This is a genomic window from Shouchella lonarensis (assembly GCF_900096965.1).
GTDB classification, from domain to species: domain Bacteria; phylum Bacillota; class Bacilli; order Bacillales; family Bacillaceae_D; genus Shouchella; species Shouchella lonarensis.
This window is the reverse complement of sequence record NZ_FMYM01000003.1, coordinates 286,690-303,794: the sequence shown is the minus strand read 5'-3', so window position 1 is coordinate 303,794 and position 17,105 is coordinate 286,690. Positions and strand designations below refer to the sequence as shown.

General features: G+C 46.5%; 14 protein-coding genes. 9 read left to right on the top strand and 5 right to left on the bottom strand.

Annotation, left to right across the window (positions count from 1 at the left end; all coding sequences use genetic code 11):
- The 3 genes from BLT29_RS13470 to BLT29_RS13840 form a co-directional block, all read right to left on the bottom strand.
- Nucleotides 1-908, bottom strand: a 908-nt coding sequence (locus BLT29_RS13470) for a pyocin knob domain-containing protein (protein WP_218123997.1), incomplete at its 3' end; no start/stop codon positions are given.
- A 43-nt stretch (nt 909-951) separates the two neighbouring features.
- Nucleotides 952-2,958 (bottom strand): alpha-helical endospore appendage domain-containing protein, encoded by a 2,007-nt coding sequence (locus BLT29_RS14065; RefSeq protein ID WP_437182622.1) that lies wholly within the window; start codon nt 2,956-2,958, stop codon nt 952-954.
- A 28-nt stretch (nt 2,959-2,986) separates the two neighbouring features.
- On the bottom strand, nt 2,987-5,002 hold the full coding sequence (locus BLT29_RS13840; RefSeq protein ID WP_281241401.1) for a pyocin knob domain-containing protein: 2,016 nt from the start codon (nt 5,000-5,002) through the stop codon (nt 2,987-2,989).
- 271 nt (nt 5,003-5,273) lie between these two features.
- On the opposite strand from BLT29_RS13840, the gene mutS reads away from it, so the two are divergent.
- The 5 genes from mutS to hfq are packed head-to-tail and all read left to right on the top strand — an operon-like array spanning nt 5,274 to nt 11,777.
- Nucleotides 5,274-7,892 carry a DNA mismatch repair protein MutS gene (gene mutS / locus BLT29_RS04485; protein ID WP_090775115.1) on the top strand — a complete coding sequence of 873 codons (2,619 nt, stop codon included), beginning with the start codon at nt 5,274-5,276 and terminating at the stop codon, nt 7,890-7,892.
- Between the two features lie 10 nt (nt 7,893-7,902).
- On the top strand, nt 7,903-9,765 hold the full coding sequence (gene mutL, locus BLT29_RS04480; protein ID WP_090775114.1) for a DNA mismatch repair endonuclease MutL: 1,863 nt from the start codon (nt 7,903-7,905) through the stop codon (nt 9,763-9,765).
- A 13-nt stretch (nt 9,766-9,778) separates the two neighbouring features.
- Entirely contained in the window at nt 9,779-10,555 is a 777-nt protein-coding gene (locus BLT29_RS04475; RefSeq protein WP_090775113.1) for a class I SAM-dependent methyltransferase, read from the top strand.
- A 15-nt stretch (nt 10,556-10,570) separates the two neighbouring features.
- Entirely contained in the window at nt 10,571-11,500 is a 930-nt protein-coding gene (miaA, locus tag BLT29_RS04470) for a tRNA (adenosine(37)-N6)-dimethylallyltransferase MiaA (RefSeq protein WP_090775112.1), read from the top strand.
- A gap of 43 nt (nt 11,501-11,543) precedes the next feature.
- Nucleotides 11,544-11,777 carry an RNA chaperone Hfq gene (gene hfq, locus BLT29_RS04465; protein WP_090775111.1) on the top strand — a complete coding sequence of 78 codons (234 nt, stop codon included), beginning with the start codon at nt 11,544-11,546 and terminating at the stop codon, nt 11,775-11,777.
- A 48-nt stretch (nt 11,778-11,825) separates the two neighbouring features.
- On the opposite strand, the gene BLT29_RS04460 is transcribed toward hfq, so the two are convergent.
- A complete protein-coding gene (locus tag BLT29_RS04460) occupies nt 11,826-13,430 on the bottom strand; it encodes an ABC transporter permease (RefSeq protein ID WP_090775110.1) in 1,605 nt (534 codons plus the stop codon).
- A gap of 5 nt (nt 13,431-13,435) precedes the next feature.
- Nucleotides 13,436-14,326, bottom strand: coding sequence for an ABC transporter ATP-binding protein (locus BLT29_RS04455; protein WP_090775109.1), 891 nt, complete (start codon nt 14,324-14,326; stop codon nt 13,436-13,438).
- A gap of 146 nt (nt 14,327-14,472) precedes the next feature.
- On the opposite strand from BLT29_RS04455, the gene BLT29_RS04450 reads away from it, so the two are divergent.
- From BLT29_RS04450 to BLT29_RS04435, 4 genes are all read left to right on the top strand, one after another.
- A complete protein-coding gene (locus BLT29_RS04450) occupies nt 14,473-15,078 on the top strand; it encodes a TetR/AcrR family transcriptional regulator (protein ID WP_090775108.1) in 606 nt (201 codons plus the stop codon).
- Nucleotides 15,075-15,866 carry a DUF817 domain-containing protein gene (locus tag BLT29_RS04445; RefSeq protein WP_437182621.1) on the top strand — a complete coding sequence of 264 codons (792 nt, stop codon included), beginning with the start codon at nt 15,075-15,077 and terminating at the stop codon, nt 15,864-15,866. Before BLT29_RS04450 ends, BLT29_RS04445 begins: the two co-directional genes overlap by 4 nt.
- A 26-nt stretch (nt 15,867-15,892) precedes the next feature.
- On the top strand, nt 15,893-16,321 hold the full coding sequence (gene fosB / locus BLT29_RS04440) for a metallothiol transferase FosB (RefSeq protein WP_090775106.1): 429 nt from the start codon (nt 15,893-15,895) through the stop codon (nt 16,319-16,321).
- 151 nt (nt 16,322-16,472) lie between these two features.
- A complete protein-coding gene (locus BLT29_RS04435; protein ID WP_090775105.1) occupies nt 16,473-16,988 on the top strand; it encodes a GrpB family protein in 516 nt (171 codons plus the stop codon).
- Nucleotides 16,989-17,105: the final 117 nt, after the last annotated feature.

Here is a 17,105-nt window from a genome sequence, read left to right as displayed (position 1 = left end):
GTAGGTCCAGTCGATCCAGTAGGTCCAGTAGGTCCAGTAGGTCCAGTAGGTCCAGTAGGTCCAGTAGGTCCAGTAGGTCCAGTAGGTCCAGTAGGTCCGGTAGGTCCAGTAGGTCCAGTAGGTCCAGTAGGTCCAATCGATCCAGTAGGTCCAGTCTCCCCAGTCGCCCCAGGTTGATTGATTTGTACCCAATCATTCCAAGTTGCTGCACCTGGTTGAGAGCTACGGAGATAAATTGTAGGATTCGTAATTAAAAGTTGCAATACTACAATTGGTGCGGTTGTGATGACTGAGACATACACTGTCCAAATGGGTCCAATGGTTACAGGTTGCCCTAACGGTGTAAAAGAAGGTCCACCCGCGCTTCCATCTGAACTGTACACACCGGGTGTAATGAAGCTGTCTAAATCAGAATCAGAAGCAGTGACACCATATGGAAGTGCACCAACATCTTCAGCATTTAGTGAAACGTTGCCATCCACATCTGCCGTGACACCATTAATATTTTCGATTCCCCCGGGAATGTCTGTGATCGTTAAAAGAACATCCCCCATTTGTCCATTAATCGTTTCTATGCCACCAGTTGGACCGACAGGCCCAGTCGGTCCAGGGACGGTTGGGATATTTGCGGCAGATTTTAATTTTGATTCTAATATTAATTCTTTTTTAAAGATCGTATCAAGTAAGTCTGATACACTTTCATTTACAGTTAAAATATCTTGTAACGATACCGGGCCAGTCGTCCCGTTTAATGTCCCTAGAGCGTATTGAATTTTTTCTCCCTCTGCGTTAATGATATGGGATAACCCCATTTCTTCCATTGCAATGGAAGCTAGCAAAAGATTGACAACATCTTCACGGTCTATCGTAATGCTTGGTGTGAAATTGGGCATATTTGGTTGAGACATACATATTCCTCCTTTCTTTTCTCGATATGATTGGTCATCGCGATCATCTTAACTTGATCACACTGAGTTCAGCAGCGAGTCGGCCTTGGTCAGTTGATAGGGTGACAGCTCCTGCGAAGTTTCTAATTGTCAGCACATCTGTCGTTGAGACTTCAATAACGATGGCAGAAGAGAGAAAATGCGTATTACTAATGCCATTTGAAACAGCAACGCTACCTGGAACATCTCCGCCGAAGTGTAACCCAAATTGCACATTTCCTGGAGATGGATTTGGTGATCCATTTATTCCCCAATCAACGAGATATGCTCCGGGTTCTAAACTGAGGCCACTACCTGATGGCGTGATAAAAGGAGCACCATTATCAACAAGATCAGTGTCTAACGGTACGTCAGAGCCAATGCCAATGAGTTGGGTTGCCTCTTGATTTGCTCTAGTAAAATTAAACATTGTTGTCGTTGACCCAGTAGGACCAGTAGGACCAGTAGGACCAGTAGGTCCAGTAGGTCCGGTAGGACCAGTAGGACCAGTAGGACCAGTCGTTCCGGTAGGACCAGTCGTTCCGGTAGGACCAGTCGTTCCAGTAGGACCAGTAGGACCGGTAGGTCCGGTGGCTCCAGTTGATCCAGTAGGTCCAGTAGGACCAGAAGGTCCGGTAGGTCCGGTAGGTCCGGTAGGTCCAGTAGGACCAGTAGGACCAGAAGGTCCGGTAGGTCCGGTAGGTCCGGTAGGACCAGTCGTTCCGGTAGGTCCGGTAGGACCAGTAGATCCAGAAGGTCCGGTAGGACCAGTGACTCCAGTCGGTCCAGAAGATCCGGTAGGACCAGTAGGACCAGAAGGTCCGGTAGGACCAGTAGGACCAGTAGAACCAGTAGATCCAGTAGATCCAGAAGGCCCGATAGGTCCAGAAGGTCCAGAAGGTCCAGTGGCTCCAGAAGGTCCAGAAGGTCCAGAAGGTCCGGTAGGACCAGAAGGTCCAGTGGTGCCGATAGGGCCAGTCGATCCAGTAAACCCAAAAGGTCCAGTGGTCCCAGAAGGCCCAGAAGGTCCAGTGGTTCCGGTAGGACCAGAAGGTCCAGCGGTTCCAGAAGGCCCAGTGGTCCCAGAAGGCCCAGAAGGTCCCGTGACCCCAGTAAGTCCAGAAGATCCAGTCGGACCAGTAGGACCAGTAGGTCCAAAAGATCCAGAAGGTCCGGTAGGTCCGATCGTTCCAATCGGTCCAGAAAGTCCAATCGGTCCAGAAGGTCCGGTAGATCCGGTAGGTCCAGAAGGTCCGATAAAACCCGTCGGTCCGATTGGACCTGTGGCAGATATTTCAACCCAATTATTCCATGTTGCAGCGCCAGGTTGTGAACTACGTAAATAGATACTTGGATTAGAGAGTAATAGTTGTAAAACAACCATTTGGGATCCAGGACCAGGTGTAATTAATGATACATACAATGTCCATACTGGGCCAATGGTACCTGGAGGTGGTGGGCCATTTAACGGTCCTCCACCAGTGCCATCTGAACTATAAACCCCTTCGACAATAAAACCATTCAGGTTCGATTCAGAGTCTACAATTGTATGTGGAAACGCGCCAATATCTTCTGCATTTAGAACAAGGTTGCCATTGACATCCGGAGTTACCCCATTTATATTTGCGATGCCACCTGGAATATCTCCGATCGTTAAAGTAACGACAGGACCTGGGATGCCGTTTACTGAGGCGACGCCACCAGTCGGTCCGGTCGGTCCAGTCGGTCCTAGAAATGATGGAATGGCGGTGGTTGCTTTCATTTTCGACTCCAATATAATTTCTTTTTTGAAAATTGTATCCAGTATGTCGGCAACGCTTTCATTTACATCTAAAATTTCTTGCAATGTTGCTGTTGGTCCGGTAATGCCTTCTAAAGTACCTAAAACATATTGGATCTTTTCTCCTTCTGCGTTAATGATGTGTGCTAAGCCCATTTCCTCCATTGCAATGGATGCAAATAATAGACTGACGACATCGTCTCGACTTAAGTTAATATCAGGTGTGAAATTTGGCATGTTTGCCTGTGACATTTGTATCCCTCCTTTCTTTTAAAAATGATCATGATAATCTGGTAATACTCACAACAGCTGAGTAGCGCCCTGCAAATGAGTTTATATTGATGGTAGCACCAGTGTTCACAAGCGTTAAGTTCCCACCTGTAGTGTCGATAATAATGTTTCCAGAAAGATAGCGTTGAGCAGGTGCATTTGTGATAGCCGAGCCACTCCCAGAAACCGGCGCCCCGCCAAGCTGTAATTCAAACTGTATATCGCCAGGTGGTGTAGCTGGTGCGCCATTGATGATCCAGTTGATGAAATAGACACCTTCTGTTAAATCAATATCTGTGTTTCCTCCTACTCCTGGCCAGGTGATAAACGTTCCACCATTGTTGATGTCATTGTTATTAAAGCTCACAGCTGTTCCGTTCGTGAGACCAGCGGCACCTGACGTTAGGGAGATGCGTGAATTAATGACGGTATTTAGATCTCCCGTAGGTCCAGTCGGTCCGGTAGGCCCGGTAGGTCCAGTCGGTCCAGTCGGTCCAGTCGGTCCGGTAGGCCCGGTAGGTCCGGTAGGCCCGGTAGGTCCAGTCGTCCCAGTCGGTCCAGTGGGTCCAGAAGGTCCAGTCGGTCCGGTAGGCCCGGTAGGTCCGGTAGGTCCGGTAGGTCCGGTAGGTCCGGTAGGTCCAGAAGGTCCAGAAGGTCCAGTGGGTCCAGTCGGTCCGGTAGGTCCGGTAGGTCCGGTAGGTCCGGTAGGTCCAGAAGGTCCGGTAGGTCCAGTCGGTCCAGTGGGTCCGGTAGGTCCGGTAGGCCCAGTCGGTCCAGTCGGTCCAGAAGGTCCGGTAGCTCCAATCGATCCAGTCGGTCCGGTAGGTCCAGTGGGTCCAGAAGGTCCGGTAGCTCCAATCGATCCAGTCGGTCCGGTAGGTCCGGTAGGTCCGGTAGGTCCGGTAGGTCCGGTAGGTCCAGTCGGTCCGGTAGGTCCAGTCGGTCCGGTAGGTCCAGTGGGTCCGGTAGGTCCAGAAGGTCCGGTAGGTCCGGTAGGTCCAGTCGGTCCGGTAGGTCCGGTAGGTCCGGTAGATCCGGTAGGTCCGGTAGGTCCAGTCGGTCCAGTTGGTCCAATGGATCCAGTGGGTCCAGTGGGTCCGGTAGGTCCGGTAGGTCCAGTGGGTCCGGTAGGTCCAGAAGGTCCGGTAGGTCCGGTAGGTCCAGTCGGTCCTGTAGGTCCGATCGGTCCGGTAGGTCCAGTCGGTCCAGTCGGTCCAGTCGGTCCTGTAGGTCCGATCGGTCCGGTAGGTCCGGTAGGTCCGGTAGGTCCGATCGGTCCAGTTGCTGCAATTTCAATCCAGTTGTTCCACATGACAGCTCCTGGTTGTGAACTACGAATGTATAAGCTCGGATTAGTAATAAATAGCTGTAACACAACAATTTGTGATCCAGGTCCTGGTGTGATCAACGATACATATAATGTCCAAATGGGTGATGTTGCCCCTACGGGTCCATTGGTTGGTCCTCCTCCACTTCCATCCGAAGTATATACTCCGGAATCAGTGAGGACATTCAAATCTTGTGTAGATGGGACAAGTTCATACGGAAATGCGCCGACATCTTCTGCGTCTAATACCAAACTACCATCGGCGGCTGCGGTGATGCCATTAATATTTTCAATTCCTCCGGGGATATTGCCAATCGTTAATGTGACAATGGGTCCTTGGAGTCCATTGATCACATCTACCCCACCTGGAACCCCGGTCGGTCCAGGCGGCCCACTTACGGCTTCTGGAAATGTAATGGCTTTTTTCATCTTCGAGTCTAGGATCATTTCTTTTTTGAAAATGGTGTCCATCATACAAACGACACTTTCATTTATAGCTAAAATCTCTTCCAATGTTGCCGGTGGTCCAGTCGAACCATTCAAGGTCCCTAAGGCGTATTGGATTTTTTCTCCTTCTGCATTAATAATGTGTGCTAAGCCCATTTCTTCCATCGCGACAGAAGATAACAGTAAATTAATGACATCATCCCGACTTAAGTTCAAATTGGGTGTGAAATTCGGCATGGTTGGTTGTGACATGTACACTCCTCCTTTTCGTTTTTTAGGACAGAACACGTTGGTTATTCCTAATAAAGATACGGTTCATCAGCGGATATAAATATATGAGTATGAACTCTATTATTTAAGAGTCATCTCCAATGGTCATTTATTAAAGTATCCCTTATTGTCCACAATACTATATGCGATCACAGCGTAGAGGGTGAAAAAAACGGGCTTTCATCATGTTGCCCTCTTCTTCAGTGTATGGCATGATAGAGTAAGAAACAGGATAATGATATCGGAGGTTAGTATGGGACAACAAGCACAAACACCGATGATGAAACAATATTTAAAGATTAAGAGCCAACATGAAGATGCATTTCTCTTTTTTCGGTTAGGAGATTTTTATGAGCTTTTTTATGAGGATGCAAAGCGAGCAGCTAGTGAGTTGGAGATTACTTTAACAAGTCGCGGAAAAGGTGAGGACGCAATTCCGATGTGTGGTGTCCCGCACCATTCAGCGGATGGCTATATGGCGACGTTAATTGAAAAAGGCTATAAGATCGCGATTTGTGAGCAAGTAGAAAATCCAAAATCAGTCAAAGGTGTTGTCAAGCGCGAAGTAACGAAAGTGTTAACGCCGGGAACATGGATGAATGATAAGCAAATAGGGGCGAAAGAAAACCATTATATTGTGTCGGTGGCATTAGATAACGCAAAGGCATATGGACTGTTGCGTTGTGATGTGTCAACCGGGGAAGTGTCTGTGACGCCTGGAACGGGTGATTGGGACGAGCTATATGAAGAGATTGTGGCGAGTCAGGCTCGAGAAGCGGTTTTGCCGCCAGATTTTCCTGCTAGACTGCAAGAACAACTGCAAAAGCAAGCGCACGTCGTTGTGTCGATTGAAGAGAAGGCGGAGAAGATAGCAGCATATGATGCGCTTATAGCACATATTGATGAGCCCGTTTTACATGCGGCGTTTGCGCGCTTGCTCCATTATTTATTGGCAACTGAGAAACAAGCGCTCAATCATTTGCAGCAAGTCGTATATGTACCGGCGGATGCTTATTTGAAAATGGATGAACATGCGAAACGAAACTTGGAACTGACCGAAACATTGCGAGATAAGAAGAAACGTGGTTCATTGTTGTTTGTACTCGATCAAACGATGACTGCGATGGGCGGGCGTCTTTTACGCAAATGGCTAGAACGACCCCTTATGCGCCAGTCAACAATCGAAGCACGTCAGCAAACGGTGCAATTATTTCTTGATCATTATTTTGAGCGTGAAGCTTTGCGAGATGCATTGAAAGAAGTGTATGATATTGAGCGTCTTGCTGCACGCGTGTCATGTGGACATGTGAATGCGCGTGAGCTCGTACAATTAAAGCGATCATTAATGAAGATTCCCGAGTTACAACAACAAGCAGCGCGGATTGACACGTCTTTTCTCACCCGGTGGTTTGGTGAGGTTGAGTCATTTCAAACGCTCGTTACATTACTTGATTCAAGCATTTCCGAAGACGCGCCAACGTCTGTGACAGACGGTGGTTTAATCGTTACGGGCTTCTCTGAAAAGTTAGATCAGTACCGGGCTGCAAGTCGCGACGGAAAAAAGTGGATCTCTGCGTTAGAGCAAAAGGAGCGGGAGCAGACGGGGATTCGTTCTTTAAAAGTCGGGTACAACAAAGTGTTTGGCTATTATATTGAAGTGACGCGAGCGAATACACACCTCATTCCAGAAGGGCGTTATGAGCGTAAACAAACATTAACGAATGCCGAACGGTACGTAACACCAGAATTGAAAGAGAAAGAAGCGCTCATTCTTGGGGCGGAAGAAAAGATGGTTGAGCTTGAATACGAGTTATTTACAAATGTGCGAAAAGAAGTAGCGGAGTATTTACCGCATTTACAGCGATTTGCCCATCATGTGAGTGAAATGGACGTGTTGGCAAGCTTTGCCGTCGTCGCGGAGGCGAATCAATATGTGTGCCCACATCTCAATGATACACGTGATGTGACGATTGAAGGCGGGCGTCATCCAGTTGTTGAGACGGTCATTCAGCGAGGGAGCTACGTGCAAAATGATATTGATTTAACGGGCTCGCGGGATATGTTATTAATTACTGGTCCGAACATGGGCGGAAAAAGTACATATATGCGTCAGTTAGCGTTAACGGTTGTGATGACGCAAATTGGTAGTTTCGTACCGGCAACAAGTGCGGCACTCCCAATTTTTGACCAAATTTTTACCCGTATTGGTGCGGCAGATGACTTAGCGAGTGGGCAAAGTACGTTCATGGTCGAGATGCTCGAAACAAAAGATGCACTGATGAAAGCTACAAAACAAAGCTTAATTATTCTTGATGAAATCGGGCGCGGGACATCAACGTATGATGGGATGGCACTTGCCCAAGCGATTATTGAGTATATCGACGAACACATTGGTGCGAAGACGTTGTTTTCAACGCATTATCACGAGCTAACGACGCTCGCAGAGTCTTTGCCGACCTTACGAAATGTCCATGTTGCGGTTGCCGAAAAAGATGAAGACGTTGTGTTTTTACATCAAGTCATTGAAGGCGCTGCTGACCGGAGTTACGGTGTATACGTTGCCAAGCTTGCGGGACTACCCGATGCAGTGACAGAGAGAGCACGTACGCTTTTGCAAACATTTGAGCAACCGGCATTGGCGACAAAAGAAGTGGCAGCTGTTACAGAAGAGGTAACCGAGTATACACCGGTGCAATTGCCACTTTTTCAAACAGATGAAGAAATAGCACGGAAAGAAACACGAACGGTCAAATCTGGTGAGAAAGCGGTACTTGATAAGATTTGTGAGGTTGATTTGCTACATGTTACGCCGTTTCAGGCACTTGAACATATTCAAGCTTGGCAAAAGCAATTAAGAAACCAACGGAAATAGGAGGGAACCGATGGCACACATTCAGCAACTTGACGCAACGCTATCGAATAAAATCGCCGCTGGCGAAGTGGTCGAGCGTCCCGCTTCAATTGTAAAGGAACTAGTAGAAAATGCGATTGATGCCGAGAGTACGCACATTTTAGTTGAGATTGAAGAAGGTGGACTGCAATCTATTCGCATTGTTGACAATGGTATAGGTATTGCAGCTGAAGAGATTGGCTTGGCGTTTGCCCGGCATGCCACGTCGAAAATCCAGTCTGATCGTGACTTATTCACCATTCGTACGCTTGGCTTTAGAGGTGAGGCGTTGCCGAGTATTGCTTCGGTTGCCCGTGTCGAGCTGCAGTCAAGTACAGGGGGCGCAGGTGCGGGTATTGTGCTTGAAGGAGGCAAAGAGGTGAAACGCGGCCCTGCGGAAGCACGGCGTGGCACAACCATTTGCGTAACGGATTTGTTTTATAACACACCGGCACGATTAAAATATTTGAAAACCGTTTCGACGGAAGCGGGTCATATCAGTGACGTTATTAATCGGATGGCGTTGGCCTATCCGGGGATTTCTTTTCAGTACGTGAGTGACGGGAAAACGATTTTACAAACGAGTGGCAATGGCGATTTGCGGCAAGTGATTGCCCAAGTGTATGGTCGCAACACAGCGCATGAAATGATCAAGATTGACGGCACATCACTTGATTATGAGATTACTGGCTATATTGCGAGACCGATGTTGACGCGAGCGAGTCGGCAGTATATGTCGCTGTTTATTAATGGGCGTTACATTCGCAATTTCAAATTGGCACAGGCGATTCAACAAGGGTTTCATACCCTTCTACCAATTGGTCGTTACCCAATTGCGGTCATTCAACTTAAAATGGATCCGATCCTCATTGATGTAAATGTGCATCCAGCAAAATTAGAAGTACGGTTGAGTAAGGAAGAAGCGTTGTCAGAAGTGATTACGACGAGCATTAAACAAGCGTTACGGGCCGAGGCGCTCATTCCGGAACCGACAAAGCAGTCACTAGAAAAGAAACAAGCAGGAGAAAAGCAGTTGTCATTGTCGTTTTCTGCCCCTCCGCAACAGGAGCAGCAACTTGCATACGAGTCGCAGCCAGAAATACCTCGTGCGGTGCAAGAAACAGCTTCTCTATATGAAAGCACACCCTTACCGGTGGCAGAGCAAGTGCAACAAGCTAAAACACCGTTGCTAGAGGAAGACAAAGAGAATGCTGATCAAGAGATTGCGGTGACGACCGATGAACAGTTGGCTCAACCAGACCGAGCTACGTCGTTATTGCCAACGCTTTATCCCGTTGGCCAAGTTCACGGGACATACATTATTGCCCAAAATGAACAAGGAATGTATTTAATTGATCAGCATGCTGCGCAGGAACGAATTAAATATGAATATTTTCGCGCCAAACTAGCGGAAGTCGCACCTGAAACGCAAGCGATGCTCGCGCCGTTAACAATGGAATTCACAAACCGAGAGACGTTAGTCATTACAGAGTCAATCGAAAAACTAGAAGCGGTCGGCGTGTTTTTAACGGCTTTTGGGAAAAATACATTTATTGTACGCGCACACCCTGTTTGGTTTCCAAGTGCGGAAATCGAGTCACTGATTCGTGAAATGGTCGCACAACTTCTATCGCAAAAACAAGTAAGTATTGCTGATTTACGTGAGGAAGCAGCCATCCTGATGAGTTGTAAAGCGGCGATCAAAGCGAATCATCATTTACGAGATGATGAAATGATGCAGCTGCTTGAAACATTGCAACGTTGTGAAGAACCATTTACGTGCCCGCACGGACGTCCAGTGGTCATCCATTTTTCAACCTATGAATTAGAAAAAATGTTTAAACGGGTCATGTAGAGGAGCACCGAAGATGATTGTGACAACAGCACGTAAGCAAGCGCACACGTTTATTGCACAAGCAAAAAAATATGCTGAGACATTGGCGGTTCCTCTTGTTCCACGAGAGGACCGTTCTCTCCAGTCACTTTTTGAACAGGTCGATTCAGAAGTATTGGTTGTTGGAGCGGAGAAATTGTCATTACATAAGCAAGGTGTCCACGAACCGTTCTTTTATCACCCAAATGCGGCCCTTGTTCGTTACAAGCAATGGCGTCACACGAAGCGCGATCCACTCATTGAGGCCGCTGATTTACGGGCGGGCGATTCTTTTTTAGATGGGACACTTGGCATGGCTGCCGACGCAGTCATGGCACAACTTGCGGTGGGACCAAAGGGACGTGTGATTGGTGTAGAAGCCGATCCGCGTGTTGCCTTCATTGTGCGTGAAGGGTTACAGTCGTGGACAGATGGTGATCATTTGGATGATTTTACGAAGGCGATGCGAACAATTGAAGTTGTTTGCGCTAATAGCACATCTTACTTGCAGCAGTGCCCTGATCGCAGCATTGATGTCATTTATTTTGACCCGATGTTTCAAGTAGCGGTCGCTTCCCCCGGCATTGCGGGATTACGCGCCTTTGCGCATGGAGCCCCGTTGGATGATGTGATGATGACAGAAGCTAGACGTGTGGCGCGGCGGGCCATTGTATTAAAAGATCATAGAGGAAGCGAGCAGTTTGCTCGTTATGGATATACGATCCGTCGTCGTTTGCGTGCGTCTTTTCAGTATGGTGTTTTAAAGGTATAGAAAGGAAGTTTATGTATGACAAAAACATTGATTGCGGTCGTTGGACCAACCGCAGTTGGAAAAACAGCACTAGGGATTCAATTGGCGCAGAGATTTGCAGGCGAAGTCGTCAGTGGTGATGCAATGCAAGTATATAAAAGAATGGACATTGGTACAGCGAAAGTACGATTTGAAGAGATGCACGGAGTACCGCACCATTTGATTGATGTACTGGAGCCAAGTGAGTCGTGGACGGTCGCTTCGTTTCAAGAAAAAGCGCGGGCGGTGATCGATGATATTCGTGAACGTGGAAAGCGACCGATTCTTGTCGGTGGAACAGGGCTATACGTGCAAGCGATCACGCATGCACTTGATTTTAATGAGGCGAGTAGTGATCCAGATTTCCGGGCACGGATGGAGGCATACGCTAAGGCACACGGGGAAGCAGCGTTACATGCGTGTTTAGCTGAGCAAGACATGGCGGCCGCACAACGCATTCATCCGAATAATTCGCGGCGGGTTATTCGCGCGCTGGAAGTTATTCATGTGACAGGAAAACCGTATTCCGCACAAGAACAAGCACCCGCAACGGAGCGAGTGATCATGATCGGTTTGACGATGGCACGGGAGCGGTTGTATGAACGGATTAATAAGCGCGTCGATGAGATGATGACGGCGGGATTGTTAGAAGAAGTGAGACAATTACATGAAGAAGGCATCCGCGGGCAGTCGATCCAGGCGATCGGCTATAAAGAATTGTATCAGTATTTAGATGGCGAAGTATCTTTGGCAGAAGCAGTTGCCCAGTTGAAGCAAAACTCTCGGCGCTATGCAAAGCGACAATTGACCTGGTTTCGGAACCGGAGTGAAGCAGTGTGGTTTCATATGGATGAAGACGAGCCAGCGCGGGTCTTTGAAAAAATATTTGCTTTTATAGAAGGAAAATTGTCTTACGAGCACGAATAAGTTCATACAGATGATTGTATATACAGAGAGAGGGGTTTTCCGTATGAAAGCATCAGTGAACATTCAAGACCAGTTTTTGAATCAATTGAGAAAAGAAAATGTACCCGTTACCGTATTTTTGTTAAATGGGTTTCAATTACGTGGGCACATTAAAGGATTCGATAATTTTACCGTCATGATTGAAACAGAAGGACGACAACAACTCGTCTATAAGCATGCGATTTCAACCTTTGCCCCACAAAAAAATATTCAATTAAATAATGGATCAGAAGAATAAAACGAAAAACCGAGCAGACAATTTGCTCGGTTTTTTACTTGAATGGTGTTACCCAGCTAAGTCACGTCTCCGGTAAGCGATATGTCCCGTGGTAATGAGTATGAGACAAATGGCAGAAAGCGTGAGGATTGATAGAAAGCTCACATCTGCGAGCGGGACTTGCGGAACATGACCAAATGGTGAGAGCGACTGGATCCATTCTGGGACATTCAGTAAGTCGCCTAAATAGACCACAAAGAATGAGAAGCCAATGTATAACCAAATAAGCGATGACAGTTGTGGGCGCACACCGATGATGCTAATGGAGAGGGCGATAACGAGCCACATCGCCGGTACGTAAACAGCCGCAGATTGGATGATGGTGCTGGTCGTAATCGGATCATCGACGACCGCTTGCATACTGATGATCAAACCGAATGTTGCGGCACCTAACATCATGACGCTACCGACAAGACCTAGCGTGCTATACGTAGCCATTAACTTCAAACGGGAGATCGCATGTGTCAGTAACGGTTCATTGCGGGCTTGATTTTCCTCTGACTTGAGCTTTGTTGCAAATAAAATACCAGGGATGGTCGAGAAGATCGCGATCAGCGACATGATCTTTGCCAAAAAGGATTCAGATAATGAAAACTCGCTTGTGATCGGGAGTAACTCCGAGATCATTTCATTGCTCTCAAAAAAGCTTTCTAAATCGCCAAAAATGGAACCGTAAGAAACACCGAGAATCAACATGCCAATGAACCATGAGATTATCGCTGTACGTTGGAGTTTAAAAGCGAGACCGAATGGTCCAGTTAAGAAACGTGAAGCCGTTCTTCTTCCACGCCGTGTCGGAAAGAAACCGGCTTGGAAATCACGCGCCGTATACAAGAATAGCGCGAAAACAGCCAACGTGACGGCGATGCCACCTAGTAGCAAAACTGGCCACCACTGATTTACGACGAAAGCCTTAACCGCTACAGTCCAACCGAGTGGAGAGAAAAGCGACAACGTCTCATTTGAAACATCACCGATGGCACGTAGTAAAAAGGCGGCACCTAGCACGGCAAATGGGAAGCCAATTGTTCCTCGACTACTCTCACATAGCTGTGCAAAGATGATTGTGACCGCGGCGAAGAAAAAGCCAGTTGCACCGAGTGCGCTCCCATAAATCCAGGACCCAGCTGCATCCATACTATCAATTTGTAACGAAAGTAAGCTGAGGCTAACGCCGCTGGCTAAGACGATATTTGTGAGTAGTAGCACGATGAGTGTGGCGCTCACATTCGCCAGTCGACCGACTGGGAGCGAGCGGAGAAGTTCGGTTCTACCTTCTTCCTCTTCGGTGCGGGTATGACGAGCGACAAGCAAAATATTCATGATCGCGACAACAACTGCTGTAAAGAGCAACATTTGATGGGCCATCATCGCACCTTCTGTATAATGATCCAGTCCATACCCCGGTCCAACCATTGCAATCATCGCTGGATTATTCATCGTCTCTGCAATGACCTGGCGTTCCTCGTCAGAAGGATATAATTGTGCAAGGGAAGAAGCGGTGAGGAAAGTAATTGCGATGATTGAAACAAGCCAAATAGGGATGCGGAGCCTGTCGCGACGCAAGATGAAGCGCATGAGACGGCCAGTTGCATGGAAATTTTCTGTCCACATGACGATCACTCCTCTCCTGCATCGTTGTAGTGCCGCATAAATAAGTCTTCCAATGTCAGTGGCGTGCTTTGCAGCTTCAAAATACCAAATGAGCTGATGTAGCGCATGACCGTATCCAGCGCAGTTTCATCCGCATAAAAGGATGCTGTGTGGCCGTGGGCGTCAATCTCATAAACACCACTTTGTTCATGCAATGCGGGTATTTGCTCTTGCGTCTCGACCGTCACATGAATGCGTGTCAAATGCCGTAATTGGGCCAGGGTACCGGATTCAATGACTTGCCCTTGGCGAATAATGGCGACACGGTCACACAAACGTTCAACTTCGGACAAAATATGAGAGGAGAGTAAGATACTTTTGCCTTCTTGCTTGGCAGATTGAACACAATCTTGAAAGACACGTTCCATCAACGGATCAAGACCGGATGTTGGTTCATCGAGCAAATACAAATCACTGTCTGCGGCAAATGCCGTAATTAAAGCGACCTTTTGCCGATTTCCTTTTGAATAAGTACGACATTTCTTTGTAGGGTCTAACTGAAACTGTTCAATAAGTTGTTGCACGCGAGTTGTCCGTGCTTTGCCACGTAGCTTTAATAAAAAATCGATTACTTCGCCGCCAGTTAGATTTGGCCATAAATTGACATCACCAGGCACATAGGAGATACGTCTATGAATATCCACGGCATCTTTCCAAACATTCTTCCCAAAGATGGTCGCTTCTCCTGAAGAAGCTTTTAACATCCCGAGTAAAATACGAATGGTTGTTGACTTTCCCGCACCATTAGGTCCGATAAATCCGTAGACTTCCCCATGCTCAACTTGCATATTAACGCCATTTAATGCGTGGGTTGTGCCAAATTGTTTTGTTAAGTCTTTCGTTTCCAATACGGGCATGTTTGCGCCCTCCTTTGTTATGAACTTTTTAACTATATATACTTCATAATATACAATATGTATGTCGGTGGCAAGTAGTTATGAGTCAAGTTTTTCGTTGTTTTTCAGGGCGTTTTTCCTTACAATAAGATGGAGGTGAGTGAAGGATGGATGGATTTGCCCGAAGGAGAGCAAAAAAAGAACAACAAATTATTGCGGCTGCGAAGAAGTTATTCATGGCATATGGTGTGCAAAAAGTGGCAATCACAGAAATTGCGCAAGAGGCGCGCGTGTCACAAGTAACCATCTATAATTATTTCAAAAATAAACATCGTCTTGTTTATGAAGTGATCTTAGCAATGATGGAAGAATCAGCGCAAATGTTTGTGGACATTGTTTACAGTGATCAAGCATTCCCAGAAAAAATGAAGCAAATGATGGCTTACAAAATAGAGATTTCACAAAAAATTAATGAAGAGTTTTATCATTATATGATGAAAGAATATGTCAAGCCGGGAGGGCAGTTAGAAACTTTTATGCAAGAGAAAATCATGAAGCACTGGCATGTCTTGTTAGCTGAGGGGAGAGCGTATGGCTATATTGATCCGACCATTTCAGATGAGGCCATTCTTTTTTATTTTGAAATGATGAGGGACTGTGTGCGGCAACAAGAAGTCTATCAGAAGATTTTGCCGCTTACTGAAGATATTACAAAGCTCTTTTTTTACGGTTTGATCGGGAAGAGTAGAGATGAAGGGAACACAACATCGTGAAGACATTTCTATATTTTGGTTACGGACAGGCACTTTCCTGTGTGTTTCCTGTCATTATTTTTCTTACTTTAGCATTCAGCCAATGGTTCAGTGTCCCATTTTTACCACGTTACGATTTGATCTTGATCGTGTGTTTGCTTGCGCAAGGCGCGATGCTTTATTTTAAGTTAGAGACGTTGGATGAACTGAAAGTGATTTGTCTGTTTCATCTCATTGGTTTAGGACTTGAGATTTACAAAGTGCATATGGGCTCTTGGGTGTATCCAGAAGAGGCGTATAGTATGATTTTTGGGGTGCCGCTTTATAGTGGGTTCATGTATGCGAGTGTGGCAAGTTATATTTGTCAAGCATGGCGACGCTTTGACTTGCGAATGACAGGCTGGCCACGGTCGTTGTATGCAGTTAGTTTATGTGTATTGATTTATGCAAATTTCTTTACGCATCACTTCGTTTGGGATGCTCGTTGGCTACTGAAAGGATTACTTATTCTTGTGTTTTTGCGGACGGTCGTATTTTTCCGTGTGAATGGGAAGGTCTTTCGTATGCCACTGACGGTGTCGTTTTTGTTGATCGGGTTTTTTATTTGGATTGCCGAAAATATTACGACATTCTACGGTGCATGGCAATACCCGAATCAAGAGGCGACATGGTCGCTTGTACACATCGGTAAAATTAGTTCATGGTTTTTGTTGTGTGTCATTAGCGTGATCATTGTCGCGCAGTTGAAACGGGTAAAACTTGGACAGGCGCTCACCTCTTCACAACATCAATCGCGTGGTGAAAAGTGATTCATTATATAAAAGGAGATCATCGGATGGCGATTCAAGGGCTAAATCATTTTTGTTTTTCAGTAAGTGACTTACATCGTTCAATTGATTTTTATGAGCAAGTATTTTCGGCGACATTGTTAGTAAAAGGGCATCAAACAGCCTATTTTGATGTAAATGGGATGTGGTTTGCTTTAAATGAGGAAAAAGACATCCCGCGTCAAGAGATTCGTGCATCTTATACACATGTTGCGTTTTCGGTCGCAGAAAAAGAGTTAGACCAGTTGTATGAGCGATTGCTTGTGGCAGGGGCGACTGTGCTTTCCGGGCGACCACGCGACGCGCGTGATAAAAAGTCCATTTACTTTACAGACCCAGACGGACATAAGTTTGAATTTCATACAGGTACGCGGGAAGATCGGCTTGCTTACTATCGAGAAACAAAGCCGCATATGGTGTTTCCAAATATTGATTGAACAAAGTGTCTATCTATTTACACACATTCACACAATGTGGTATAGTACTTTTAAGCGCTTGCATCATCCTTGGACAGTTGGTTGAGCGTGAAAGGAGCCATGTCAGTGGCTTTTTTTTGGTGTTTATATCACAGCATAAGGAGAAAAGAATATGAGGCAAGTGATCGTCACACCTTATCAAACAGCATGGATAGATCAATTTGTATGTGAAGCAGTACGATTAAAACATATTTTTGCAAATCACATCGTTGCATGTCACCATATTGGAAGCACAGCTGTACCCGGACTGTTAGCAAAGCCGGTGATTGATGTATTAATAGAGGTGCACGAACCAATTGTGCGTGTAGACGAGTTAAATGAAGCGATGAAGCAAATTGGCTATGAGGCAAAAGGAGAGAACGGGATCGAGGGGCGACGCTATTTTCAAAAGGGTGGGGATCAGCGTACACATCACGTACACGTGTTTGAAACAGGCAGCAGGGACGTATGCCGCCATTTAGCAGTACGCGATTATTTACGTGCACACCCGAAGGAAGCGCACGCGTATGGCGAATTAAAACGGATTCTTGCGGCAATGCACCCTACAAATATCACTGCATATATTTCAGGTAAACATGAACATGTGCAACAACTGGAGGCTGCAGCACTTGCGTGGTATATGCAGTGAAGCGTGTGAGGCAAAATGTTTTTGAGCACGTTTTCTCGGCTTTTGTCACGTTTTGGACTGTGCTTGCGTATACTGTTATAAGTAAGCAGTGGGGCGCACGAGTCGTTCGAGGAGGTG